The organism is Trichococcus flocculiformis, assembly GCF_963662535.1.
GTDB classification, from domain to species: Bacteria; Bacillota; Bacilli; order Lactobacillales; family Aerococcaceae; genus Trichococcus; species Trichococcus flocculiformis.
The window spans coordinates 60,521-84,118 of sequence record NZ_OY759718.1; the positions used below are offsets into that span (position 1 = coordinate 60,521).

Consider the following 23,598-nt stretch of genomic DNA (forward strand, 5'->3'; position numbering starts at 1 on the left):
AACACCGCTTGAGTTTTCTTCTTTTTAAAAATTGGTTAAGTCCTCGACCGATTAGTATTGGTCCGCTCCATACATCGCTGTACTTCCACTCCCAACCTATCTACCTGATCATCTCTCAGGGGTCTTACTCACTTAAAGTGATGGGAAATCTCATCTTGAGGGGGGCTTCACGCTTAGATGCTTTCAGCGTTTATCCCGTCCACACATAGCTACCCAGCGATGCTCTTGGCAGAACAACTGGTACACCAGCGGTGTGTCCATCCCGGTCCTCTCGTACTAAGGACAGCTCCTCTCAAATTTCCAACGCCCGCGACGGATAGGGACCGAACTGTCTCACGACGTTCTGAACCCAGCTCGCGTACCGCTTTAATGGGCGAACAGCCCAACCCTTGGGACCGACTACAGCCCCAGGATGCGATGAGCCGACATCGAGGTGCCAAACCTCCCCGTCGATGTGAACTCTTGGGGGAGATAAGCCTGTTATCCCCAGGGTAGCTTTTATCCGTTGAGCGATGGCCCTTCCATGCGGAACCACCGGATCACTAAGCCCGACTTTCGTCCCTGCTCGACTTGTAGGTCTCGCAGTCAAGCTCCCTTCTGCCTTTACACTCTACGAATGATTTCCAACCATTCTGAGGGAACCTTTGGGCGCCTCCGTTACATTTTTGGAGGCGACCGCCCCAGTCAAACTGCCCGTCTGACACTGTCTCCCTGCTCGCTAAGAGCAGCGGGTTAGAGTGGTCATATCACAAGGGTAGTATCCCACCGTTGCCTCCTCCGAGACTGGCGTCCCGGTATCTTCGGCTCCTACCTATCCTGTACATGTGATACAAACACGCAATATCAAACTGCAGTAAAGCTCCATGGGGTCTTTCCGTCCTGTCGCGGGTAACCAGCATCTTCACTGGTACTATAATTTCACCGAGTCTCTCGTTGAGACAGTGCCCAAATCGTTACGCCTTTCGTGCGGGTCGGAACTTACCCGACAAGGAATTTCGCTACCTTAGGACCGTTATAGTTACGGCCGCCGTTTACTGGGGCTTCAATTCAAAGCTTCGCTTGCGCTAACCTCTCCTCTTAACCTTCCAGCACCGGGCAGGCGTCAGCCCCTATACGTCATCTTTCGATTTTGCAGAGACCTGTGTTTTTGATAAACAGTCGCTTGGGCCTATTCACTGCGGCTGACCTTGCGGTCAGCACCCCTTCTCCCGAAGTTACGGGGTCATTTTGCCGAGTTCCTTAACGAGAGTTCTCTCGCACACCTTAGGATTCTCTCCTCAACTACCTGTGTCGGTTTGCGGTACGGGCAGTTACTTTCTCACTAGAAGCTTTTCTTGGCAGTGTGACATCAGGAACTTCGCTACTAAATTTCGCTCCCCATCACAGCTTGTCCTTGAGAGAAAAAGCATTTCACTCGTTCTCAGACTTGCTGCTTGGACACACATTTCCGATCGTGTGCATTCCTTAGCCTCCTGCGTCCCTCCATCGCTCAAACAAAAGCAACTGGTACAGGAATATCAACCTGTTGTCCATCGCCTACGCCTATCGGCCTCAGCTTAGGTCCCGACTAACCCTGGGAGGACGAGCCTTCCCCAGGAAACCTTAGTTATTCGGTGGACGGGATTCTCACCCGTCTTGCGCTACTCATACCGGCATTCTCACTTCTAAGCGCTCCACCAGTCCTCACGATCTGGCTTCGATGCCCTTAGAACGCTCTCCTACCACGGAACCCATTGGGTTCCATCCACAGCTTCGGTGATCTGTTTAGCCCCGGTAAATTTTCGGCGCAGGGTCACTCGACTAGTGAGCTATTACGCACTCTTTAAATGATGGCTGCTTCTGAGCCAACATCCTAGTTGTCTGTGCAACCCCACATCCTTTTCCACTTAACAGATACTTTGGGACCTTAGCTGGTGGTCTGGGCTGTTTCCCTTTTGACTACGGATCTTATCACTCGCAGTCTGACTCCCGGATCTAAATCAATGGCATTCGGAGTTTATCTGAATTCGGTAACCCGAGAAGGGCCCCTAGTCCAAACAGTGCTCTACCTCCATGATTCGCATATCCGAGGCTAGCCCTAAAGCTATTTCGGAGAGAACCAGCTATCTCCAAGTTCGATTGGAATTTCTCCGCTACCCACACCTCATCCCCGCACTTTTCAACGTGCGTGGGTTCGGTCCTCCAGTGCGTATTACCGCACCTTCAACCTGGACATGGGTAGGTCACTTGGTTTCGGGTCTACGACCTCATACTTATTCGCCCTATTCAGACTCGCTTTCGCTGCGGCTCCGTCTTTTCAACTTAACCTTGCATGAAATCGTAACTCGCCGGTCCATTCTACAAAAGGTACGCCATCACCCATTAACGGGCTTTGACTACTTGTAGGCACACGGTTTCAGGTACTGTTTCACTCCCCTTCCGGGGTGCTTTTCACCTTTCCCTCACGGTACTGGTTCACTATCGGTCACTAGGGAGTATTTAGCCTTGGGAGATGGTCCTCCCGGATTCCGACGGAATTTCTCGTGTTCCGCCGTACTCAGGATACTGGTAGAGCTGATTTGGATTTCGCATACGGGGCTATTACCCTATGTTGCGCAACTTTCCAGTTGGCTTCTGCTATCCATTGCAGTCTCATGTCCCAGTCCTACAACCCCAAAGAGCAAGCTCTTTGGTTTGGGCTTTTCCCGTTTCGCTCGCCGCTACTAAGGGAATCGAATTTTCTTTCTCTTCCTGCAGGTAATGAGATGTTTCAGTTCCCTGCGTGTTCCTCGATACACCTATGTATTCAGTGTAACGTAATATCCTATCAAAGATATTGGGTTGCCCCATTCGGAAATCTCCGGATCAAAGCTTACTTACAGCTCCCCGGAGCATATCGGTGTTAGTCCCGTCCTTCATCGGCTCCTAGTGCCTAGGCATCCACCGTGCGCCCTTATTCACTTAACCTATGGTTAAGCTCGCCATTGCTGGCTTGCTAACTTATTTCGTTAAAAACTCATTTAAGTCAACTTAAAACGCGGTAAAATGTTTAGGTTTCTTACTTTATTTTTGTAGTATTCAGTTTTCAAAGAACAACTTTTTTCTTGCTTGAGAGATTGATCTCTCAAAACTGAACAAAGAATGATTGAACCAAGCAAGGATTCCATTATATTCCTTAGAAAGGAGGTGATCCAGCCGCACCTTCCGATACGGCTACCTTGTTACGACTTCACCCCAATCATCTGTCCCACCTTAGGCGGCTGGCTCCATAAAGGTTACCTCACCGACTTCGGGTGTTACAAACTCTCGTGGTGTGACGGGCGGTGTGTACAAGACCCGGGAACGTATTCACCGCGGCGTGCTGATCCGCGATTACTAGCGATTCCGGCTTCATGCAGGCGAGTTGCAGCCTGCAATCCGAACTGAGAATGGCTTTAAGAGATTCGCTTGACCTCGCGGTCTTGCTGCTCGTTGTACCATCCATTGTAGCACGTGTGTAGCCCAGGTCATAAGGGGCATGATGATTTGACGTCATCCCCACCTTCCTCCGGTTTGTCACCGGCAGTCTCATTAGAGTGCCCAACTGAATGCTGGCAACTAACAATAGGGGTTGCGCTCGTTGCGGGACTTAACCCAACATCTCACGACACGAGCTGACGACAACCATGCACCACCTGTCACTTTGTCCCCGAAGGGAAAGTCCTATCTCTAGGATTGTCAAAGGATGTCAAGACCTGGTAAGGTTCTTCGCGTTGCTTCGAATTAAACCACATGCTCCACCGCTTGTGCGGGTCCCCGTCAATTCCTTTGAGTTTCAGCCTTGCGGCCGTACTCCCCAGGCGGAGTGCTTAATGCGTTAGCTGCAGCACTGAAGGGTGGAAACCCCCCAACACTTAGCACTCATCGTTTACGGCGTGGACTACCAGGGTATCTAATCCTGTTTGCTCCCCACGCTTTCGAGCCTCAGCGTCAGTTACAGACCAGAGAGTCGCCTTCGCCACTGGTGTTCCTCCATATATCTACGCATTTCACCGCTACACATGGAATTCCACTCTCCTCTTCTGCACTCAAGTTCCCCAGTTTCCAATGACCTTCCACGGTTGAGCCGTGGGCTTTCACATCAGACTTAAGGAACCGCCTGCGCTCGCTTTACGCCCAATAAATCCGGACAACGCTTGCCACCTACGTATTACCGCGGCTGCTGGCACGTAGTTAGCCGTGGCTTTCTGGTCAGATACCGTCAAGGCTGGAGCAGTTACTCTCCAACTTGTTCTTCTCTGACAACAGAGTTTTACGATCCGAAAACCTTCTTCACTCACGCGGCGTTGCTCCGTCAGACTTTCGTCCATTGCGGAAGATTCCCTACTGCTGCCTCCCGTAGGAGTTTGGGCCGTGTCTCAGTCCCAATGTGGCCGATCACCCTCTCAGGTCGGCTACGTATCATCGTCTTGGTGAGCCGTTACCTCACCAACTAACTAATACGCCGCGGGTCCATCCATAAGCGACAGCACAAAGGCCGTCTTTCCTTTCCCGATCATGCGATCAAGAAAACTATGCGGTATTAGCACCCGTTTCCGGATGTTATCCCCCTCTTATGGGCAGGTTACCCACGTGTTACTCACCCGTTCGCCACTATCTTCTCAGTGGAAGCAAGCTTCCATAGAAAAGACCGTTCGACTTGCATGTATTAGGCACGCCGCCAGCGTTCGTCCTGAGCCAGGATCAAACTCTCATGTAATGTGGGCTCTTGTACAGAAACCCTCATGAAAAGCTGAATAGCTCTTAATTTCTTGCTGACTTTATGTTTGCGATACGATGTATCGCCTTCGTTTGCTTTGACCGAAGTCTAAGCTCCCTGCACATTTGGTTCGTTCATTCTTTGTTCAGTTTTCAAAGGTCAATCGCGCATCACGTATTACGTGATTGCTTATTCATAATATCACGGCTCCTGCTGTCCGTCAAGCCTTTTCTGAAATTTTTTCAGAAGCATTATCGGCTTGCAGATGCGTGGATCAGCAACTTTTATATAATATCACGCTCTAAATCGTCTGTCAACAATTTTTTCAAATCATTTCAAAGCCGATTCTGGCGGACAACTTCTATATACTATCATCGCAGCCAAATGCTGTCAACGATTTTTTAATTTTTTTTTAAGGCTTCCGTCACCACCCGTATAAACACTGGCGTTCTTCACAATATGGCATGCGGATCAGCGGTCCAACCTCCCTGGATTCCGACTTTCGCATTCGGATTCTCTGATGGATTTGTCCCGCTCACCATGCCTATTTATATCAATTCACAGGTTGTGCTGTTTTTTTGGCGATATTCTCCAAAAAGTTCCGGATAAGCGTCTGACCATCTTTTGTGAAGATGGACTCGGGATGGAACTGCAGGCCATAGACGGCATGCTCCTTGTGCTTCATCGCCATAATGACGCCATCATCGACACTTCTCGAGAGTATTTCCAGTTCATCGGGAAGGCTATTTTCTTCGACAACCAGCGAATGGTAACGCATGACCTCGAAAGAGGAAGCGATCCCTTGGAAAAGCGGATCTCCGTTATGCGTGACCATGGATGTTTTGCCGTGCTTCAGCGTTTCCGCACGAATAACATTCCCGCCATAAGCATACCCGATGGCCTGATGCCCAAGACAGATTCCTAGCAAAGGTACTTTTCCGGCAAACTCCCGGACCACATCAACGCAGATCCCGGCATCTTCCGGCACGCCCGGTCCTGGGGAAAGGATGATGCAGTCCAGGTCCATCCCTTTCATTTCATCAAGTGTCAGAGCATCATTGCGCAGAACCTGCACATCCGGATTGATTTCTCCGATGTATTGATAGAGGTTGTACGTAAAGGAATCATAGTTATCGATCAATAAAATCATTCAGATTACCTCCTTCAAGGCCATTGCTTTGTTGAGCGTCTCGGTATATTCAGATTGCGGAACGGAATCGTGCACAACCCCTGCGCCGGCTTGAACATAGGCGAAGCCGTCCTTCAGAATGATGGTCCGGATGGCGATGCAGGTGTCCATGTTGCCATTATAGGAAAAATAGCCGACCGCACCGGCATAGATGCCCCGCTTCGTTTTTTCCAATTCGTCGATGATGCCCATCGCCCTTATTTTCGGCGCACCTGATACGGTCCCTACAGGCAAACACGCGCTCAAGGCTTCAAAGCAGGTCAGACCCGGTTTCAATTTGCCGGTCACCTTCGAAACGATGTGCATAACGTGTGAATAAATATCCACTTCCATGAACTTATCCAGCTTGACGCTGCCGAATTCGCTAATCCTGCCGATGTCGTTCCTTCCCAAATCCACCAGCATCACATGTTCTGCCCGCTCCTTCTCATCCGCAAGCAGCTCTTTCTTCAATTCATTGTCTTCCTCTTCGTTCTTCCCTCTTCTGCGTGTTCCGGCTATCGGATTCGTCATGACTTCGCCATCCTGAACGGTGACCAGACTTTCCGGAGAGGAACCGACCACCTGGAAATCACCCAGATCGATATAGAAAAGGTAAGGCGACGGATTCTTTGTGCGCAGTCTTCTGTAGATGTCGAACGGTTCGGATTCCGATTTGATAGTCAAGCGCTGCGAAAGGACAACCTGAAAGATGTCGCCCGCTTTGATGTATTCTTTTGCTTTCTCGACGAGTTTACAAAATTCCGCTTCGCTGACATTTGAAGAAACTTCTTGATTCGGATTCACCTCTTGGAAAGGTCGGATGCCATTCGTCTGGTTCATCGTTTCGGCTAACTTTTCCAGATTGGCAGTGATTGTTTCATAATCCTCCGTGTCCTCGGGGAAAACATTATGGACAAGCGTCATCTTGTGCTGATAGTGGTCGTAGCTGATGAATTGCTTGTAGAACATCAAGTAGGCTTCAGGCGCCTGCAGTTCATCCGGGTTCACATTCGGCAGCTTTTCATATTGTCGGATGACATCGTAACCGACATAACCGATCGCGCCGCCGACAAAAGGCAACGGGATATCGGTCTTGAGATACGGAATCGACACCTGCTCTTTTACGTAATCGAGCACCTTGCCTTTTTTGTGCACGGGTTGCCCATCGGTGATGATCGTGACGTCTTCGCCCATACTCGTGATGCTCTTATAAGGGTTCGAACCCAAGAAGGAGTACCTCCCGATTTCCCGCTCCGAAAAGACACTCTCAAACAAAAACTTATGCTCCCCTTCGAGATTGTAGTACATACCGATAGGCGTCAATTGATCCGCATTGACCGTCAAGTGTACCGGAAACACCTTATTATGCTTTTTTGCTGCTGCAAATTCTGTTGCTGTCAGATTAAACATTCCATTCACCCCTAATGAGATTTTTTGCTGTTTCTGCTTGATTCAGGGGATTTTGGGTACAAAAAAAGCCACAACATCCCCTATAATGGGACGATGTAGCCGCGGTGCCACCCATATTAGTTCTCTACTGTTGACTCACACCCGACACTGTCGTTCTTTGCGCTCCTTGCCTCCTTATCGGAATCAAGGACCCAATGCGTCACCAAAAAATGGGCTATGCATTGTTTTCGCGCTAATACTACAGAATCAAAAAAACACTTCCTCCTCAAAAGGACGAAATGTTTCCATTCGTTTGCCACCTCAGTACAAAACTCGCTCTGCGGGTACGGATGTTACTCGATACCCCGTCCTTTTAACGGCGGACTCCCGGTTTTTGCTACTATAATTTTCGCATCACGTCTCAGAGATCCATTCACCGACAGCTACAGTGCTTGGCTTTCACTGCCCCAAACTCGCTTTGACTAAACGCCATTGGTTACTACTTCTCATCACAGATTTTATTAATTTAATTTCAATTAATTATAATCCTTTTCTCATTATTGTCAACTGAAAAATATTTGTCTTTCGAAAAACCACTGAGCCCAGGCAATAGAAAAAGAAGCCGTTCATAACAAAGTACTCCTTGTTATGAACAGCTTCTTTTGTGATACCGGCGGCCGGGGTCGAACCGGCACGCCCTCGCGGGCACTGGATTTTGAGTCCAGCGCGTCTGCCAATTCCGCCACGCCGGCATAATTATGAAGAATGCAATGTTCCATTTTGTTGTTATGGAAAGGCGGTAACCGGATTTGAACCGGTGATAGAGGTTTTGCAGACCTGTGCCTTACCACTTGGCTATACCGCCGAGATGTTGCTATTTGAAAAAACTGGGCTAGCTGGATTCGAACCAACGAATGACAGAGTCAAAGTCTGTTGCCTTACCGCTTGGCGATAGCCCAATAAGAGGGCGACTGATGGGAATTGAACCCACGAATGCCGGATCCACAAACCGGTGCGTTAACCACTTCGCCACAATCGCCATAATATAATGTTGAGACAGGGGTAGTAGGAATTGAACCCACACCGACGGTTTTGGAGACCGTTGTTCTACCTTTAAACTATACCCCTATTCAGAGGATGCTTTTTAAAGAAATGGAGGGAGGCAGATTCGAACTGCCGAACCCGAAGGAGCGGATTTACAGTCCGCCGCGTTTAGCCACTTCGCTATCCCTCCATCATATAAAAAAATGGTCCGAGACGGATTCGAACCGCCGACACCTTGAGCTTCAATCAAGTGCTCTACCAACTGAGCTATCAGACCAGAATATTAAGAAAAGCAGAACGGGTTCGTTCAGACCTGAAAGAATTTTAGGAAATCGTTCCGTATGAGCATCGTAGAGCGCAATATGCTAAGAGACTTCCTGCGTCAGCAGGTTAGTCGAATAGTATCCTTGGCTCGTAGAGACAAGGGGTTCCTTTGTCCTTTCCGAAGGGCTAACCCGTGAAGCTAGACATCTTGTAAGAAGTATAGCACACTTTCCAGAAAGTAAAAACGGCTCCGACGGGATTTGAACCCGCGATCTCCTGCGTGACAGGCAGGCATGTTGACCCCTACACCACGGAACCAATGGAGGTTGACGGGATCGAACCGCCGACATCCTGCTTGTAAGGCAGACGCTCTCCCAGCTGAGCTAAACCTCCAGGGATTGAAAATCGTAGAGCCTAGGCTCCGGTGTATCCTGTCTGTGCAACAGCTAGGATAATGATCCGTACGGGAATCGAACCCGTGTTACCGCCGTGAAAGGGCGGTGTCTTAACCGCTTGACCAACGGACCATCTTGTTTATTTTTCTGATAAAGCTACGGAGAAGGAGGGATTTGAACCCTCGCGCCGCGTTAACGACCTACACCCTTAGCAGGGGCGCCTCTTCAGCCACTTGAGTACTTCCCCTAAAAAAGAGAACTCCACTATCTGTATGCTTTATCAATGGGCCTAAATGGACTCGAACCATCGACCTCACGCTTATCAGGCGTGCGCTCTAACCAGCTGAGCTATAGGCCCTTCTTAAAAAAAGCGGGTGAGGAGAATCGAACTCCCGACATCAGCTTGGAAGGCTGGGGTTTTACCACTAAACTACACCCGCATGGCGGCTCCGACGGGATTTGAACCCGCGATCTCCTGCGTGACAGGCAGGCATGTTGACCCCTACACCACGGAACCATGCATTAAAAAAGTAACACTGTGGACTTGCGTCCAATTGCGGGGACAGGACTTGAACCTGTGACCTCCGGGTTATGAGCCCGGCGAGCTGCCAACTGCTCCACCCCGCGATAATGAATAATAAGGAAACACTGTGCGCTTACGCTCAAGTGTATCATGTCTGTACTGTCGCTAAAGCACCAACAGCCATGACAATGGCCTAAGGCCACCAAAGGAGGATAAGGGATTCGAACCCTTGCGCGCTTTTACACGCCTGACGGTTTTCAAGACCGTTCCCTTCAGCCGGACTTGGGTAATCCTCCATAAGCTGATACATTTTTTCATGGACCTTGCAGGACTCGAACCTGCGACCGGACGGTTATGAGCCGTCTGCTCTAACCAACTGAGCTAAAGGTCCGAAGCAAGGCATTATAGCGGCGAAGGGGGTCGAACCCATGACCTCCCGGGTATGAACCGGACGCTCTAGCCATCTGAGCTACACCGCCAAAAATGAAAAAATGGAGCCTAGCGGGATCGAACCGCTGACCTCCTGCGTGCAAGGCAGGCGCTCTCCCAGCTGAGCTAAGGCCCCGTGAAGATTGTTGAATCGGGAAGACAGGATTCGAACCTGCGACCCCTTGGTCCCAAACCAAGTGCTCTACCAAGCTGAGCTACTTCCCGGTAATAATTATTAAAAAATGCACCCAACAGGAGTCGAACCTGTAACCGCTTGATTCGTAGTCAAGTACTCTATCCAATTGAGCTATGGGTGCCTAAATGCCGAGAATCGGAATCGAACCGATACGGTGATCACTCACCGCAGGATTTTAAGTCCTGTGCGTCTGCCAGTTCCGCCACCCCGGCATGTTACTGTTGTTTCTTTCATAAGATCTGGCATAGTCCTTATGAAAGCGGAAGACGGGGTTCGAACCCGCGACCCCCACCTTGGCAAGGTGATGTTCTACCACTGAACTACTTCCGCGAATGGTGCCGGCTAAAGGATTCGAACCCTCGACCCTCTGATTACAAATCAGATGCTCTACCAACTGAGCTAAGCCGGCGTATTCAATTATGCGGGTGAAGGGACTTGAACCCCCACGCCTTGCGGCGCTAGATCCTAAATCTAGTGCGTCTGCCAATTCCGCCACACCCGCAAATGAGTTATGCAGGGCTCGAACCTGCGACCCTCTGATTAAAAGTCAGATGCTCTACCAACTGAGCTAATAACTCATCCTAAGAAAAAAACTCCGCAAGTAGGACTCGAACCTACGACATCATGATTAACAGTCATGCGCTACTACCAACTGAGCTATTGCGGAATAATTCACTAAACAAAAAAAAGCGCGGCAACGTCCTAGTCTCACAAAGGGAAACCCTTCACTACAATCGGCGCTAAGAAGCTTAACTTCTGTGTTCGAGATGGGAACAGGTGTGACCTTCTTGCCATCGTCACCGCACATTTTTAATTAGAGAACGTTGTTCTCTCAAAACTGAATCTACAAAAGTAAAGGGATTCCGAAAACACCGCTTGAGTTTTCTTCTTTTTAAAAATTGGTTAAGTCCTCGACCGATTAGTATTGGTCCGCTCCATACATCGCTGTACTTCCACTCCCAACCTATCTACCTGATCATCTCTCAGGGGTCTTACTCACTTAAAGTGATGGGAAATCTCATCTTGAGGGGGGCTTCACGCTTAGATGCTTTCAGCGTTTATCCCGTCCACACATAGCTACCCAGCGATGCTCTTGGCAGAACAACTGGTACACCAGCGGTGTGTCCATCCCGGTCCTCTCGTACTAAGGACAGCTCCTCTCAAATTTCCAACGCCCGCGACGGATAGGGACCGAACTGTCTCACGACGTTCTGAACCCAGCTCGCGTACCGCTTTAATGGGCGAACAGCCCAACCCTTGGGACCGACTACAGCCCCAGGATGCGATGAGCCGACATCGAGGTGCCAAACCTCCCCGTCGATGTGAACTCTTGGGGGAGATAAGCCTGTTATCCCCAGGGTAGCTTTTATCCGTTGAGCGATGGCCCTTCCATGCGGAACCACCGGATCACTAAGCCCGACTTTCGTCCCTGCTCGACTTGTAGGTCTCGCAGTCAAGCTCCCTTCTGCCTTTACACTCTACGAATGATTTCCAACCATTCTGAGGGAACCTTTGGGCGCCTCCGTTACATTTTTGGAGGCGACCGCCCCAGTCAAACTGCCCGTCTGACACTGTCTCCCTGCTCGCTAAGAGCAGCGGGTTAGAGTGGTCATATCACAAGGGTAGTATCCCACCGTTGCCTCCTCCGAGACTGGCGTCCCGGTATCTTCGGCTCCTACCTATCCTGTACATGTGATACAAACACGCAATATCAAACTGCAGTAAAGCTCCATGGGGTCTTTCCGTCCTGTCGCGGGTAACCAGCATCTTCACTGGTACTATAATTTCACCGAGTCTCTCGTTGAGACAGTGCCCAAATCGTTACGCCTTTCGTGCGGGTCGGAACTTACCCGACAAGGAATTTCGCTACCTTAGGACCGTTATAGTTACGGCCGCCGTTTACTGGGGCTTCAATTCAAAGCTTCGCTTGCGCTAACCTCTCCTCTTAACCTTCCAGCACCGGGCAGGCGTCAGCCCCTATACGTCATCTTTCGATTTTGCAGAGACCTGTGTTTTTGATAAACAGTCGCTTGGGCCTATTCACTGCGGCTGACCTTGCGGTCAGCACCCCTTCTCCCGAAGTTACGGGGTCATTTTGCCGAGTTCCTTAACGAGAGTTCTCTCGCACACCTTAGGATTCTCTCCTCAACTACCTGTGTCGGTTTGCGGTACGGGCAGTTACTTTCTCACTAGAAGCTTTTCTTGGCAGTGTGACATCAGGAACTTCGCTACTAAATTTCGCTCCCCATCACAGCTTGTCCTTGAGAGAAAAAGCATTTCACTCGTTCTCAGACTTGCTGCTTGGACACACATTTCCGATCGTGTGCATTCCTTAGCCTCCTGCGTCCCTCCATCGCTCAAACAAAAGCAACTGGTACAGGAATATCAACCTGTTGTCCATCGCCTACGCCTATCGGCCTCAGCTTAGGTCCCGACTAACCCTGGGAGGACGAGCCTTCCCCAGGAAACCTTAGTTATTCGGTGGACGGGATTCTCACCCGTCTTGCGCTACTCATACCGGCATTCTCACTTCTAAGCGCTCCACCAGTCCTCACGATCTGGCTTCGATGCCCTTAGAACGCTCTCCTACCACGGAACCCATTGGGTTCCATCCACAGCTTCGGTGATCTGTTTAGCCCCGGTAAATTTTCGGCGCAGGGTCACTCGACTAGTGAGCTATTACGCACTCTTTAAATGATGGCTGCTTCTGAGCCAACATCCTAGTTGTCTGTGCAACCCCACATCCTTTTCCACTTAACAGATACTTTGGGACCTTAGCTGGTGGTCTGGGCTGTTTCCCTTTTGACTACGGATCTTATCACTCGCAGTCTGACTCCCGGATCTAAATCAATGGCATTCGGAGTTTATCTGAATTCGGTAACCCGAGAAGGGCCCCTAGTCCAAACAGTGCTCTACCTCCATGATTCGCATATCCGAGGCTAGCCCTAAAGCTATTTCGGAGAGAACCAGCTATCTCCAAGTTCGATTGGAATTTCTCCGCTACCCACACCTCATCCCCGCACTTTTCAACGTGCGTGGGTTCGGTCCTCCAGTGCGTATTACCGCACCTTCAACCTGGACATGGGTAGGTCACTTGGTTTCGGGTCTACGACCTCATACTTATTCGCCCTATTCAGACTCGCTTTCGCTGCGGCTCCGTCTTTTCAACTTAACCTCGCATGAAATCGTAACTCGCCGGTCCATTCTACAAAAGGTACGCCATCACCCATTAACGGGCTTTGACTACTTGTAGGCACACGGTTTCAGGTACTGTTTCACTCCCCTTCCGGGGTGCTTTTCACCTTTCCCTCACGGTACTGGTTCACTATCGGTCACTAGGGAGTATTTAGCCTTGGGAGATGGTCCTCCCGGATTCCGACGGAATTTCTCGTGTTCCGCCGTACTCAGGATACTGGTAGAGCTGATTTGGATTTCGCATACGGGGCTATTACCCTATGTTGCGCAACTTTCCAGTTGGCTTCTGCTATCCATTGCAGTCTCATGTCCCAGTCCTACAACCCCAAAGAGCAAGCTCTTTGGTTTGGGCTTTTCCCGTTTCGCTCGCCGCTACTAAGGGAATCGAATTTTCTTTCTCTTCCTGCAGGTAATGAGATGTTTCAGTTCCCTGCGTGTTCCTCGATACACCTATGTATTCAGTGTAACGTAATATCCTATCAAAGATATTGGGTTGCCCCATTCGGAAATCTCCGGATCAAAGCTTACTTACAGCTCCCCGGAGCATATCGGTGTTAGTCCCGTCCTTCATCGGCTCCTAGTGCCTAGGCATCCACCGTGCGCCCTTATTCACTTAACCTATGGTTAAGCTCGCCATTGCTGGCTTGCTAACTTATTTCGTTAAAAACTCATTTAAGTCAACTTAAAACGCGGTAAAATGTTTAGGTTTCTTACTTTATTTTTGTAGTATTCAGTTTTCAAAGAACAACTTTTTTCTTGCTTGAGAGATTGATCTCTCAAAACTGAACAAAGAATGATTGAACCAAGCAAGGATTCCATTATATTCCTTAGAAAGGAGGTGATCCAGCCGCACCTTCCGATACGGCTACCTTGTTACGACTTCACCCCAATCATCTGTCCCACCTTAGGCGGCTGGCTCCATAAAGGTTACCTCACCGACTTCGGGTGTTACAAACTCTCGTGGTGTGACGGGCGGTGTGTACAAGACCCGGGAACGTATTCACCGCGGCGTGCTGATCCGCGATTACTAGCGATTCCGGCTTCATGCAGGCGAGTTGCAGCCTGCAATCCGAACTGAGAATGGCTTTAAGAGATTCGCTTGACCTCGCGGTCTTGCTGCTCGTTGTACCATCCATTGTAGCACGTGTGTAGCCCAGGTCATAAGGGGCATGATGATTTGACGTCATCCCCACCTTCCTCCGGTTTGTCACCGGCAGTCTCATTAGAGTGCCCAACTGAATGCTGGCAACTAACAATAGGGGTTGCGCTCGTTGCGGGACTTAACCCAACATCTCACGACACGAGCTGACGACAACCATGCACCACCTGTCACTTTGTCCCCGAAGGGAAAGTCCTATCTCTAGGATTGTCAAAGGATGTCAAGACCTGGTAAGGTTCTTCGCGTTGCTTCGAATTAAACCACATGCTCCACCGCTTGTGCGGGTCCCCGTCAATTCCTTTGAGTTTCAGCCTTGCGGCCGTACTCCCCAGGCGGAGTGCTTAATGCGTTAGCTGCAGCACTGAAGGGTGGAAACCCTCCAACACTTAGCACTCATTGTTTACGGCGTGGACTACCAGGGTATCTAATCCTGTTTGCTCCCCACGCTTTCGAGCCTCAGCGTCAGTTACAGACCAGAGAGTCGCCTTCGCCACTGGTGTTCCTCCATATATCTACGCATTTCACCGCTACACATGGAATTCCACTCTCCTCTTCTGCACTCAAGTTCCCCAGTTTCCAATGACCTTCCACGGTTGAGCCGTGGGCTTTCACATCAGACTTAAGGAACCGCCTGCGCTCGCTTTACGCCCAATAAATCCGGACAACGCTTGCCACCTACGTATTACCGCGGCTGCTGGCACGTAGTTAGCCGTGGCTTTCTGGTCAGATACCGTCAAGGCTGGAGCAGTTACTCTCCAACTTGTTCTTCTCTGACAACAGAGTTTTACGATCCGAAAACCTTCTTCACTCACGCGGCGTTGCTCCGTCAGACTTTCGTCCATTGCGGAAGATTCCCTACTGCTGCCTCCCGTAGGAGTTTGGGCCGTGTCTCAGTCCCAATGTGGCCGATCACCCTCTCAGGTCGGCTACGTATCATCGTCTTGGTGAGCCGTTACCTCACCAACTAACTAATACGCCGCGGGTCCATCCATAAGCGACAGCACAAAGGCCGTCTTTCCTTTCCCGATCATGCGATCAAGAAAACTATGCGGTATTAGCACCCGTTTCCGGATGTTATCCCCCTCTTATGGGCAGGTTACCCACGTGTTACTCACCCGTTCGCCACTATCTTCTCAGTGGAAGCAAGCTTCCATAGAAAAGACCGTTCGACTTGCATGTATTAGGCACGCCGCCAGCGTTCGTCCTGAGCCAGGATCAAACTCTCATGTAATGTGGGCTCTTGTACAGAAACCCTCATGAAAAGCTGAATAGCTCTTAATTTCTTGCTGACTTTATGTTTGCGATACGATGTATCGCCTTCGTTTGCTTTGACCGAAGTCTAAGCTCCCTGCACATTTGGTTCGTTCATTCTTTGTTCAGTTTTCAAAGGTCAATCGCGCATCACGTATTACGTGATTGCTTATTCATAATATCACGGCTCCTGCTGTCCGTCAAGCCTTTTCTGAAATTTTTTCAGAAGCATTATCGGCTTGCAGATGCGTGGATCAGCAACTTTTATATAATATCACGCTCTAAATCGTCTGTCAACAATTTTTTCAAATCATTTCAAAGCCGATTCTGGCGGACAACTTCTATATACTATCATCGCAGCCAAATGCTGTCAACGACTTTTTTAAGTTTCTTATAAAATTGTGGTTTTCATGTCAGCACACGGTTCCTCTGGCTAGCATTTTCAGGTGTTCCATTATATAGTAGAAATGAAAAACGGACAGCCCCATCGGAGGGCAGAAAGCGAGAATTATAATTGGATAAAAAAATCATTTTTTTGGATATTGATGGCACTTTGGTGACGGATGACGGCTGGGTTCCCTCCTCCGCTGCGGACGCATGCAGACAGGCACGCTTGAATGGGCACGAAATTTATTTGTGCACCGGCCGCTCAAAACCGGAAATCTATGATTTCATCATGGAAATCGGCTTTGACGGCATCATCGGTGCTGGCGGCGGCTTTGTTGAACTGAATGACGGAATGCTTTACCATAAGACAGTCCCGGCCAGCGAAGTCAGACGGATGGTGGATTTCTTTGATCAGCATGGCGTTGATTTTTACTTGGAATCAAATGGCGGGCTGTTCGCCAGCAAGAATTTCCTGCCTCATGTGGAACGTTGCATTTACGGTGACATCGCCAATGATCCGGATGCCCGTAGACGTAAAGAAGAACAGCCGCATCCTTTCATCGAGGGATTGATCTACGGTGAAGAGGATCTGTATAAGACTGATGTCAATAAAGCCTGTTTCCTTCAGAGCGACAAACTTTCTTTCGCACAGATCAAGGCGGAATTCGAAAACGCCTTTGACACGATTCAGTGCACCGTCCCTCAGTTTGGGGATGACAGCGGTGAACTGATGGTACCAGGCGTACACAAAGCGACCGCAATTGAAGCGTTACTGACACATCTGAGCCTTCCCAAAGAGCGAACGATTGCAATCGGCGATGGCTTGAACGATTTAGAGATGTTCGACTATTGTGCGGTCGGGATCGCCATGGGGAATGCCAAGGAAGAACTGAAGGCTGTCGCGGATCATATCACAACTTCAGTGGACGATGATGGTCTCTATCAGGCATTCCGTACTTTCGGACTGGTCTGACTGCGTCAGCATAAAAGCTTATCCATTTCATAAAATAATCTTCACAGTTTCTTCATAATTGAGTTTTACTATGAGTGTAGGCCAATCACAAACAATCTTTTTCAATTTCTTTACTCCTCCAAAGTAAAGAGCAACTCCTTTAGGGCTGCCTGATAACTTCAGGCAGCTTTTTTTTGCTATATCTTAATTTTTTCGCCATTCCATGATACTATATGAAGTAATACCTCGCTGGATGCGAGCTCTGCAACACATAAAAAAACTATTCTTTCTATAGAGGAAAAAAATCAAATCGTAAACGGGGATGTGCATATGGAACCTATTCGCAACAAAATATTGGACTGCAAAAGGATCGTCATCAAAATCGGCACAAGTTCTTTGATGCTGGCGGACGGATCCGTAAACTACCAGACTATCGACCGACTTGCTTATGTCTTGACCGTTCTGCGCAATCAGGGGAAGGAAATCGTTTTGGTATCTTCCGGTGCGATCGGTGTCGGACTCAACCACCTGAACCTGCCGCACCGTCCGAAATCCATACCCGAGCAACAGGCAGTCGCTTCCGTCGGTCAGGCCGAATTGATGAACCTCTACACCCGCTTTTTCTCGCACTATAACCAGATCGTCGGGCAAATACTCATGACTTTGGATATCGTGCAGTTCCCGGAAAGCCGCAGGAATGCCGTAAACGCCTTCGAACAGTTGTTGAAAATGGGTATCATCCCGATCGTAAACGAGAATGATGCTGTTTCTGTCGAAGAACTGGATCACCTGACAAAATTCGGAGATAACGACCGCCTTTCCGCAACGGTTGCGGAGATAATCTCCGCCGATCTGTTGATCATGCTGTCCGATGTACCTGGTTTTTACAATAAAAATCCAACGGCGCATCCAGATGCTGTGCTCTTCCACACCATTCATGCCGTCACTTCAAAGGAAATGGCTTTGGCTGGCGGGAACGGTTCGAAATTCGGGACCGGCGGCATGGCAACCAAATTGAAGGCTGCCGAACAAATACTGAAGAATAAGCAGCAGATGGTATTGACGCAAGCCACCGACCCGACCGTACTATTCGATATACTGGCTGGAAAAGAAATAGGAACCTATTTTGTGAGAGAAGACAAGTAGAGGAGGATATTCGATGAACAGTTTATTGCAAGAAATGGGCATTGCCGCAAAAGCCGCAGCCAACAGCCTGAGGAAAGCCTCAACCAAACAAAAGAACGAGGGACTTTTGGCCATGGAAGCCGCCCTTTACACGCATCAAGATGCTATCCTGACTGCAAACGCGAAGGACATCGCAGCTGCCGCGGCCAATGGTTTGCCGACGCCGATGATCGAACGTTTGACTTTGAACCCGCAACGGATCAAAGGGATGGCGGACAGTTTTAAGGAAATCGCACAACTGCCTGATCCGGTCGGCTATGTCGAAGAAATGACGAAATCAGCCGATGGTTTGACGATAGGCAAGCAACGTGTTCCGCTTGGCGTTATCGGAATCATTTACGAATCGCGCCCAAACGTCACGGCGGATGCGAGTGCTCTTTGCTTTAAATCCGGGAATGCTGTCATTCTGCGTGGCGGAAAAGAGGCTTTGGAATCCAACAAAGCCATCATGACTGCATTGCAGGCCGGACTCGCGGACGCCGGTTTCGCTAAGGAAACGCTGCAACTGATCCCTGATCCGTCCCGCGAACTGGCCAATGAATTCATGAAACTGAATGGCTATCTGGATTGCCTGATCCCTCGTGGTGGAGCCGGACTGATCCAGAACGTATTGAAAAACGCGACTGTGCCGGTCATCGAGACAGGTGTCGGAAATTGTCACCTGTACATCGATAAGAATGCCGAATTGGAGATGGCTACACGCATTCTGGTCAATGCGAAATGTTCCCGTCCTTCCGTCTGCAATTCCATCGAGACGCTGGTTGTCCACGAAGCCGTGGCCGCTGCCTTTCTGCCCGTTTTCGCGGAAGCTTTGGCGCCTTATAAAGTGGAATTGCGCGGCGATGCGAAGACCTGCAGCATCCTGCCTGAAGCTTTGCCAGCAACAGGAGAAGATTTCGCTGCCGAATTCTCGGATTTCATTTTGGCGGTAAAAGTGGTTTCTTCCTATGACGATGCCATCGCGCATATCCAAAAATACAGCACAGGCCATTCCGAAGTGATCGTCACCGATCATTACCAAACGGCACAGAACTTCCTGAACGATATCGATGCGGCGGCAGTATACATCAACGCCTCTTCCCGCTTCACGGACGGCGGCTGTTTCGGCTTCGGTGGAGAGATCGGCATCAGTACGCAAAAACTCCATGCCCGCGGACCGATGGGATTGAAGGAATTGACTTCCTACAAATACATCATCTACGGCGAAGGCCAAATCAGATCCTAAGAAAGACCGTTCTCAAAAATGCTTAGAGCCGGGACACCGTTCCCGGCTTTTTCTGTCCACAAGGCAACAACCGGCTACCGGAGAAAGAAGGGTTCCACAAATGCAAAAGAAGATTGCAGTCATCGGCGGCGGTATCGTCGGCGCCACCGCGAGTTATTATTTGGCAAGAGCAGGCCACAGCGTCAGCGTGTTCGACAACGGCAACGGCCAAGCAACAGCCGCAGCGGCAGGGATCATTTGCCCTTGGCTATCCAGACGCCGCAACAAAAAATGGTACCGCCTCGTCTCCGAAGGCGCGGCTTTTTATGACAAGCTGCTGGCCGACTTGGCTTCCGATGGCTTGAAGACGGATGCCTACGCACGCTGCGGTGCCCTGATTCTAGGGCAATCCGCCGATTATATCCAGGAAGTCCACGACCGTGCGCTGGAACGGCGCAAGCAGGCGCCTCTGATCGGGACTCTCGCTATCCTGAATGGAGCCGAACTCCAAAAGAGCTTCCCGTCTCTCAGCAATGCCGAGCAAGCCCTTTACGTGGGAGGCGGCGCCCGCGTGGACGGTCGGGAATTAACGAAGACGTTACTGCAGGCGACAACCCGCTTCGGAGGCAGCATCCACAAAGGGACCGTCTCCATCGCCAAAGAGGACGACGGCACCTTGTCCGTCCTGACGCCGGAAGGACAGCAACAATTCGATGCAGTCATCCTGGCGGCTGGCGCTTGGCTGCCTGAGCTACTCCAGCCGCTCGGGTACACAGTCGACGTCCGCGGACAAAAAGGGCAGCTGGTTGTCCTCCAAACTGAAAACAGCGCTCTGCAGGACTGCCCGGTCATTATGCCTCAAGGTGAAATCGATCTGCTTCCGTTTGGCCAAGGGAAAACAGTCGTCGGCGCAAGCCATGAAAACGACAAAGGCTATGATCTACAGCCCGATGCTTCCATTACGGATCCGATGCTGGAACAAGCCTATGCTTGGCTCCCTGACCTAAAAGAAGCGCCCGTCGCGGATATCCGTGTCGGTACGCGGGCCTACACCTCCGATTTCAGCCCCTTTTTCGGTAGTGTCCCGGGTCTGGATAACTGCTTCGCGGCAAGCGGTCTCGGCTCATCCGGGTTGACTTCCGGCCCATTGATCGGGTATTTGTTGACCGAACTGGTCCGTGAGCAACAAAGCACCTTGCCCCTCGAAGACTATCCGATTGACGCTTACATCAAACAGACGACTTGCTAAAAACACAAAAATATTATCCATTATACTCCGTATTTTTTGCCATTTCGCCGAACTTGAAATATACTTATATTAGATGGAGGTGAAAAATATGTGGAAAGAATTTAAAACATTCATCATGCGTGGGAATGTGCTTGATCTTGCCGTCGGGGTTGTCATCGGGGGTGCATTTACAGCAATCGTTAATTCATTAGTCAAAGATATCATTACACCGATCATCGTAGCCGTAACCGGTAACGCTGACTTGACAGGCCTTTCATTCAAGATCGGCCAGGCCGACTTCACGTACGGTAATTTTTTGCAAGCCGTACTGAACTTCCTGCTGATCGCCCTTGTCCTCTTCCTGATGATAAAGGTAATCAACAAACTCAAACGCAAAATGCCTGAGGAAGAACCCGTGGAAGTTGAAGCAGAAGTACCGGTTGTTGAACTTTATCTGAAAGAAATCCGTGATTTGATGGTTGATCAGAACAAAAAAGCCGAATAAGAGCGGAGTGAGCGTTGGATGATCGAGCATCCAACGTTTTTTTGTCCCAAAACAGACATGCAACAGTTTATCCAATCGATATGCAAAAATAGCCGTATGCGCGAAATGAATCACAACGCATACGGCTATTTTTTGCATTTCTGCCCAATACTCCTGAACATGCATTACCCAGCAACCAATTTTAAGCTCTGATTTTATCCACCAGTGTTTTCAGTATTTTATCGGCTGTCTTTCCATCATCTTTTTTGATGACTGCTTCAGAGATGATGAACGAGCCGCCTACCGCTACGATGTGGTCATTTTCGACATAGTCCATAAAATTGTCAGCGTTGATTCCGCCGGTCGGCAAGAATTTGACGTCATAGAAAGGACCACTCAAAGCGTTGATCGCTTTTAACCCTCCGTAAATATCTGCAGGGAAAAACTTCACAACCTTGATACCGTATTCCGTAGCCCGCTGGATATCTCCTGGCGTTGCCGTTCCAGGAAATACAGGGATATCCTGTCCGATACAGTACTCGATTACGTCCGGAACGATTGCTGGTGAAACAATGAATTTTGCGCCATTTTCAACCGCATCCTTCGCTTCTTTCAACGTCCGCACAGTGCCTGCACCGACAATCAATTCTTCGGACTGGGCTAACTTCCTGATGGCATCCAAAGCTAAGTCACTTCGGAATGTCACTTCGATAAAACGCACTTCGTTCTTGACTAAAATCTCTTCCAACCGCTCCAGACAAGAAAGATCAGTCGCTGTATAAAGAGGCAACAATTTCGTTTCTTCGATTTGTCGATAGATTTCGTGTTCCATATTTGCTGGCATTTTCAACTCTCGCTTTCTGGCATCGCGGAAATTTATCCTTTTGCCTTCGTAATTGCTTCAAGCAATCCTTGCAGATACGTAATGCCCATCGCGCGGTCATACAATCCATAACCAGGCATTGCGACTTCGCCAAAAACAGTACGCCCGTGATCGGGACGGATAACTCCGTCAAATCCGACATCTACTAAAGCTTTCATAATGGCATACATATCCAAGGAGCCATCCGTGCTCAAATGTGCGGACTCCCTGAATTTACGCTCGCCTAAAAATTCGACATTGCGGAAGTGAACAAAGTTGATTTTGTTCCCGACTTCATGGATGATTTCAACCATATCATTGTTTGGTTCAGCTCCAAGGGAACCTGTGCAAAGCGTAAGTCCGTTGTATGGAGAATCAACAATGCTGAGGATTTTTTTCAGGTCTTCCAAATTCTTCGTGATGCGCGGGAAGCCAAAAAGTTCAAACGGCGGATCATCCGGGTGAATAGCCATCTTGACATCCATTTCCTCACAAACTGGAATGATTTTTTTCAAGAAATAACTTAAGTTTTCAAATAAGATTTCTTCCGTTACGCCTTCGTACATTTCTACCAATTTGCTGAATTTATTCAGACGCTCTTCTTCCCAACCAGGCAGGCTGAAGCCTTTCGATTGGCTGTGGATCAGTTTATACATATCAGCCGGTTCCATCTTGTCCACGACAGCTTGATCGTATACAAGCGAGAAGCTGCCATCTTTGTTTTCATAGAATAAGTCTGTCTTTGCCCAACCAAAAATCGGCTTGAAGCTGTAACAAATCATGCGAACATCGCATGCGGACAGGTTCTTGATTGTCGTAATGTAATTTTCAATGTATTGATCGCGTTCAGGTGTTCCTGCTTTGATTGCATCATGAATCGCTACACTTTCAATCCCCAATAATTCCAGACCGCCTTTTTCCACGGACTCTTTCAATTCTTGGATTTCAGAAACTTCCCATACATCTCCAGGCAACTTGTTCAATAACGTTCCCACAACTCCGTTTATTCCAGGAATTTGGCGAACATGATCCAACGGAATCGTGTCGCCCTTTTCTCCGTACCATCTAAATCCCCACTTCATTCAGCATTCCCCTTTTCCTTCTATTTTTCTTAAAAAGTATCGTCCTCTTCATCATCTTCTGTAACCATGGACACATGCCAATCGCTGATGCTGCTCTTCCCTTGCGCAATAATTGCTTTAGCGGCTTGATCAACCTGTGTTCCTATCAATTGATGGTTGATTGCTTCCAACAGCATCGGAAGGTTTACTCCGCCAATGATATGCACAGAATCTTGCAGTGGTTTCTCCAGACTATTCGTCACAAGCACCGATTGGTTATACGGGCTGGCGCTCACCAGATCCACCAACACAATGATTCCATCCCCTTGATCTACTTCATGGATGGATTCCTTAATTTTTGCGCCTAACGCCTGCACGTCATCTCCAAGATTCAAGTTCGCTGTTTTGATATTATTTGTCGGCCCAAAAATCACTTCCGCCGAATTTTTAAGTCCATCGCTTAACGTTCCATGTGTCGCAACGATAATCCCTAACATTAATA

Annotated in this window: 10 protein-coding genes, 27 tRNA genes and 5 rRNA genes; 5 read left to right on the forward strand and 37 right to left on the reverse strand. The window is 49.2% G+C overall.

Annotated elements, in window-relative coordinates; all coding sequences use genetic code 11:
* Window positions 1-31: 31 nt before the first annotated feature.
* From ACKPCD_RS00445 to ACKPCD_RS00610, 34 genes are all read right to left on the reverse strand, one after another.
* Window positions 32-2,946: ribosomal RNA gene (locus tag ACKPCD_RS00445) — 23S ribosomal RNA — on the reverse strand.
* 212 nt (window positions 2,947-3,158) lie between these two features.
* Window positions 3,159-4,717, reverse strand: a 16S ribosomal RNA gene (locus ACKPCD_RS00450).
* Together the 16S and 23S rRNA genes form the textbook arrangement of a ribosomal RNA operon.
* A gap of 553 nt (window positions 4,718-5,270) precedes the next feature.
* On the reverse strand, window positions 5,271-5,867 hold the full coding sequence (locus ACKPCD_RS00455; RefSeq protein ID WP_321433710.1) for an anthranilate synthase component II: 597 nt from the start codon (window positions 5,865-5,867) through the stop codon (window positions 5,271-5,273).
* Complete coding sequence (gene trpE, locus ACKPCD_RS00460; RefSeq protein ID WP_321433711.1) at window positions 5,868-7,298, reverse strand: anthranilate synthase component I; 1,431 nt, start codon at window positions 7,296-7,298, stop codon at window positions 5,868-5,870.
* Window positions 7,299-7,945: 647 nt separating this feature from the next.
* Window positions 7,946-8,029 (reverse strand) — tRNA-Leu (locus tag ACKPCD_RS00465).
* A gap of 42 nt (window positions 8,030-8,071) precedes the next feature.
* Window positions 8,072-8,142 (reverse strand) — tRNA-Cys (locus tag ACKPCD_RS00470).
* 22 nt (window positions 8,143-8,164) lie between these two features.
* Window positions 8,165-8,236: transfer RNA gene (locus ACKPCD_RS00475), tRNA-Gln, on the reverse strand.
* Between the two features lie 7 nt (window positions 8,237-8,243).
* A tRNA-His gene (locus ACKPCD_RS00480) sits at window positions 8,244-8,316 on the reverse strand.
* An 18-nt stretch (window positions 8,317-8,334) separates the two neighbouring features.
* Window positions 8,335-8,405, reverse strand: a tRNA-Trp gene (locus ACKPCD_RS00485).
* Window positions 8,406-8,430: 25 nt separating this feature from the next.
* Window positions 8,431-8,511 (reverse strand) — tRNA-Tyr (locus ACKPCD_RS00490).
* Window positions 8,512-8,525: 14 nt separating this feature from the next.
* Window positions 8,526-8,598 (reverse strand) — tRNA-Phe (locus ACKPCD_RS00495).
* A gap of 232 nt (window positions 8,599-8,830) precedes the next feature.
* Window positions 8,831-8,903 (reverse strand) — tRNA-Asp (locus ACKPCD_RS00500).
* Between the two features lie 2 nt (window positions 8,904-8,905).
* Window positions 8,906-8,978, reverse strand: a tRNA-Val gene (locus ACKPCD_RS00505).
* A 62-nt stretch (window positions 8,979-9,040) separates the two neighbouring features.
* Window positions 9,041-9,112 (reverse strand) — tRNA-Glu (locus ACKPCD_RS00510).
* Window positions 9,113-9,139: 27 nt separating this feature from the next.
* Window positions 9,140-9,227 (reverse strand) — tRNA-Ser (locus tag ACKPCD_RS00515).
* 37 nt (window positions 9,228-9,264) lie between these two features.
* A tRNA-Ile gene (locus tag ACKPCD_RS00520) sits at window positions 9,265-9,338 on the reverse strand.
* An 11-nt stretch (window positions 9,339-9,349) separates the two neighbouring features.
* Window positions 9,350-9,420 (reverse strand) — tRNA-Gly (locus ACKPCD_RS00525).
* 1 nt (window position 9,421) lies between these two features.
* A tRNA-Asp gene (locus ACKPCD_RS00530) sits at window positions 9,422-9,497 on the reverse strand.
* Between the two features lie 37 nt (window positions 9,498-9,534).
* Window positions 9,535-9,607, reverse strand: a tRNA-Met gene (locus ACKPCD_RS00535).
* Between the two features lie 102 nt (window positions 9,608-9,709).
* Window positions 9,710-9,799, reverse strand: a tRNA-Ser gene (locus tag ACKPCD_RS00540).
* A gap of 21 nt (window positions 9,800-9,820) precedes the next feature.
* Window positions 9,821-9,894 (reverse strand) — tRNA-Ile (locus ACKPCD_RS00545).
* A 14-nt stretch (window positions 9,895-9,908) separates the two neighbouring features.
* Window positions 9,909-9,982 (reverse strand) — tRNA-Met (locus ACKPCD_RS00550).
* Window positions 9,983-9,995: 13 nt separating this feature from the next.
* Window positions 9,996-10,068 (reverse strand) — tRNA-Ala (locus ACKPCD_RS00555).
* 15 nt (window positions 10,069-10,083) lie between these two features.
* Window positions 10,084-10,157, reverse strand: a tRNA-Pro gene (locus ACKPCD_RS00560).
* Window positions 10,158-10,175: 18 nt separating this feature from the next.
* A tRNA-Arg gene (locus ACKPCD_RS00565) sits at window positions 10,176-10,249 on the reverse strand.
* A gap of 5 nt (window positions 10,250-10,254) precedes the next feature.
* Window positions 10,255-10,340: transfer RNA gene (locus ACKPCD_RS00570), tRNA-Leu, on the reverse strand.
* Between the two features lie 46 nt (window positions 10,341-10,386).
* Window positions 10,387-10,458: transfer RNA gene (locus tag ACKPCD_RS00575), tRNA-Gly, on the reverse strand.
* 3 nt (window positions 10,459-10,461) lie between these two features.
* Window positions 10,462-10,537 (reverse strand) — tRNA-Thr (locus ACKPCD_RS00580).
* 11 nt (window positions 10,538-10,548) lie between these two features.
* Window positions 10,549-10,630: transfer RNA gene (locus tag ACKPCD_RS00585), tRNA-Leu, on the reverse strand.
* A 3-nt stretch (window positions 10,631-10,633) separates the two neighbouring features.
* A tRNA-Lys gene (locus ACKPCD_RS00590) sits at window positions 10,634-10,706 on the reverse strand.
* Window positions 10,707-10,721: 15 nt separating this feature from the next.
* Window positions 10,722-10,795, reverse strand: a tRNA-Asn gene (locus tag ACKPCD_RS00595).
* Between the two features lie 22 nt (window positions 10,796-10,817).
* Window positions 10,818-10,933: ribosomal RNA gene (gene rrf / locus ACKPCD_RS00600) — 5S ribosomal RNA — on the reverse strand.
* A 94-nt stretch (window positions 10,934-11,027) separates the two neighbouring features.
* Window positions 11,028-13,942: ribosomal RNA gene (locus tag ACKPCD_RS00605) — 23S ribosomal RNA — on the reverse strand.
* Window positions 13,943-14,154: 212 nt separating this feature from the next.
* Window positions 14,155-15,713 (reverse strand): 16S ribosomal RNA (locus tag ACKPCD_RS00610).
* Between the two features lie 534 nt (window positions 15,714-16,247).
* Between ACKPCD_RS00610 and ACKPCD_RS00615 the strand changes: the two genes are divergently transcribed.
* The 5 genes from ACKPCD_RS00615 to mscL all read left to right on the forward strand — a co-directional run bounded on the left by ACKPCD_RS00615 (window position 16,248) and on the right by mscL (window position 21,194).
* The gene (locus tag ACKPCD_RS00615) at window positions 16,248-17,093 is read left to right on the forward strand and encodes a Cof-type HAD-IIB family hydrolase (RefSeq protein WP_068562378.1); all 846 of its coding nucleotides are present in this window, start codon (window positions 16,248-16,250) and stop codon (window positions 17,091-17,093) included.
* Window positions 17,094-17,411: 318 nt separating this feature from the next.
* Window positions 17,412-18,218 (forward strand): glutamate 5-kinase, encoded by an 807-nt coding sequence (gene proB, locus ACKPCD_RS00620; RefSeq protein WP_407702686.1) that lies wholly within the window; start codon window positions 17,412-17,414, stop codon window positions 18,216-18,218.
* 13 nt (window positions 18,219-18,231) lie between these two features.
* On the forward strand, window positions 18,232-19,482 hold the full coding sequence (locus ACKPCD_RS00625; protein ID WP_321433713.1) for a glutamate-5-semialdehyde dehydrogenase: 1,251 nt from the start codon (window positions 18,232-18,234) through the stop codon (window positions 19,480-19,482).
* A 100-nt stretch (window positions 19,483-19,582) separates the two neighbouring features.
* On the forward strand, window positions 19,583-20,710 hold the full coding sequence (locus ACKPCD_RS00630) for an NAD(P)/FAD-dependent oxidoreductase (protein ID WP_321433714.1): 1,128 nt from the start codon (window positions 19,583-19,585) through the stop codon (window positions 20,708-20,710).
* A gap of 88 nt (window positions 20,711-20,798) precedes the next feature.
* The gene (mscL, locus tag ACKPCD_RS00635; protein ID WP_086988449.1) at window positions 20,799-21,194 is read left to right on the forward strand and encodes a large conductance mechanosensitive channel protein MscL; all 396 of its coding nucleotides are present in this window, start codon (window positions 20,799-20,801) and stop codon (window positions 21,192-21,194) included.
* Window positions 21,195-21,375: 181 nt separating this feature from the next.
* Here mscL and ACKPCD_RS00640 read toward each other — a convergent pair whose 3' ends face one another.
* From ACKPCD_RS00640 to ACKPCD_RS00650, 3 genes are read right to left on the reverse strand one after another with little or no spacing between them, the layout of a single operon-like run.
* Window positions 21,376-22,017 carry a bifunctional 4-hydroxy-2-oxoglutarate aldolase/2-dehydro-3-deoxy-phosphogluconate aldolase gene (locus ACKPCD_RS00640; RefSeq protein WP_321433715.1) on the reverse strand — a complete coding sequence of 214 codons (642 nt, stop codon included), beginning with the start codon at window positions 22,015-22,017 and terminating at the stop codon, window positions 21,376-21,378.
* A 32-nt stretch (window positions 22,018-22,049) separates the two neighbouring features.
* Complete coding sequence (uxuA, locus tag ACKPCD_RS00645) at window positions 22,050-23,117, reverse strand: mannonate dehydratase (protein WP_068562372.1); 1,068 nt, start codon at window positions 23,115-23,117, stop codon at window positions 22,050-22,052.
* A gap of 29 nt (window positions 23,118-23,146) precedes the next feature.
* A complete protein-coding gene (locus ACKPCD_RS00650; protein ID WP_086988452.1) occupies window positions 23,147-23,593 on the reverse strand; it encodes a PTS sugar transporter subunit IIA in 447 nt (148 codons plus the stop codon).
* Window positions 23,594-23,598: the final 5 nt, after the last annotated feature.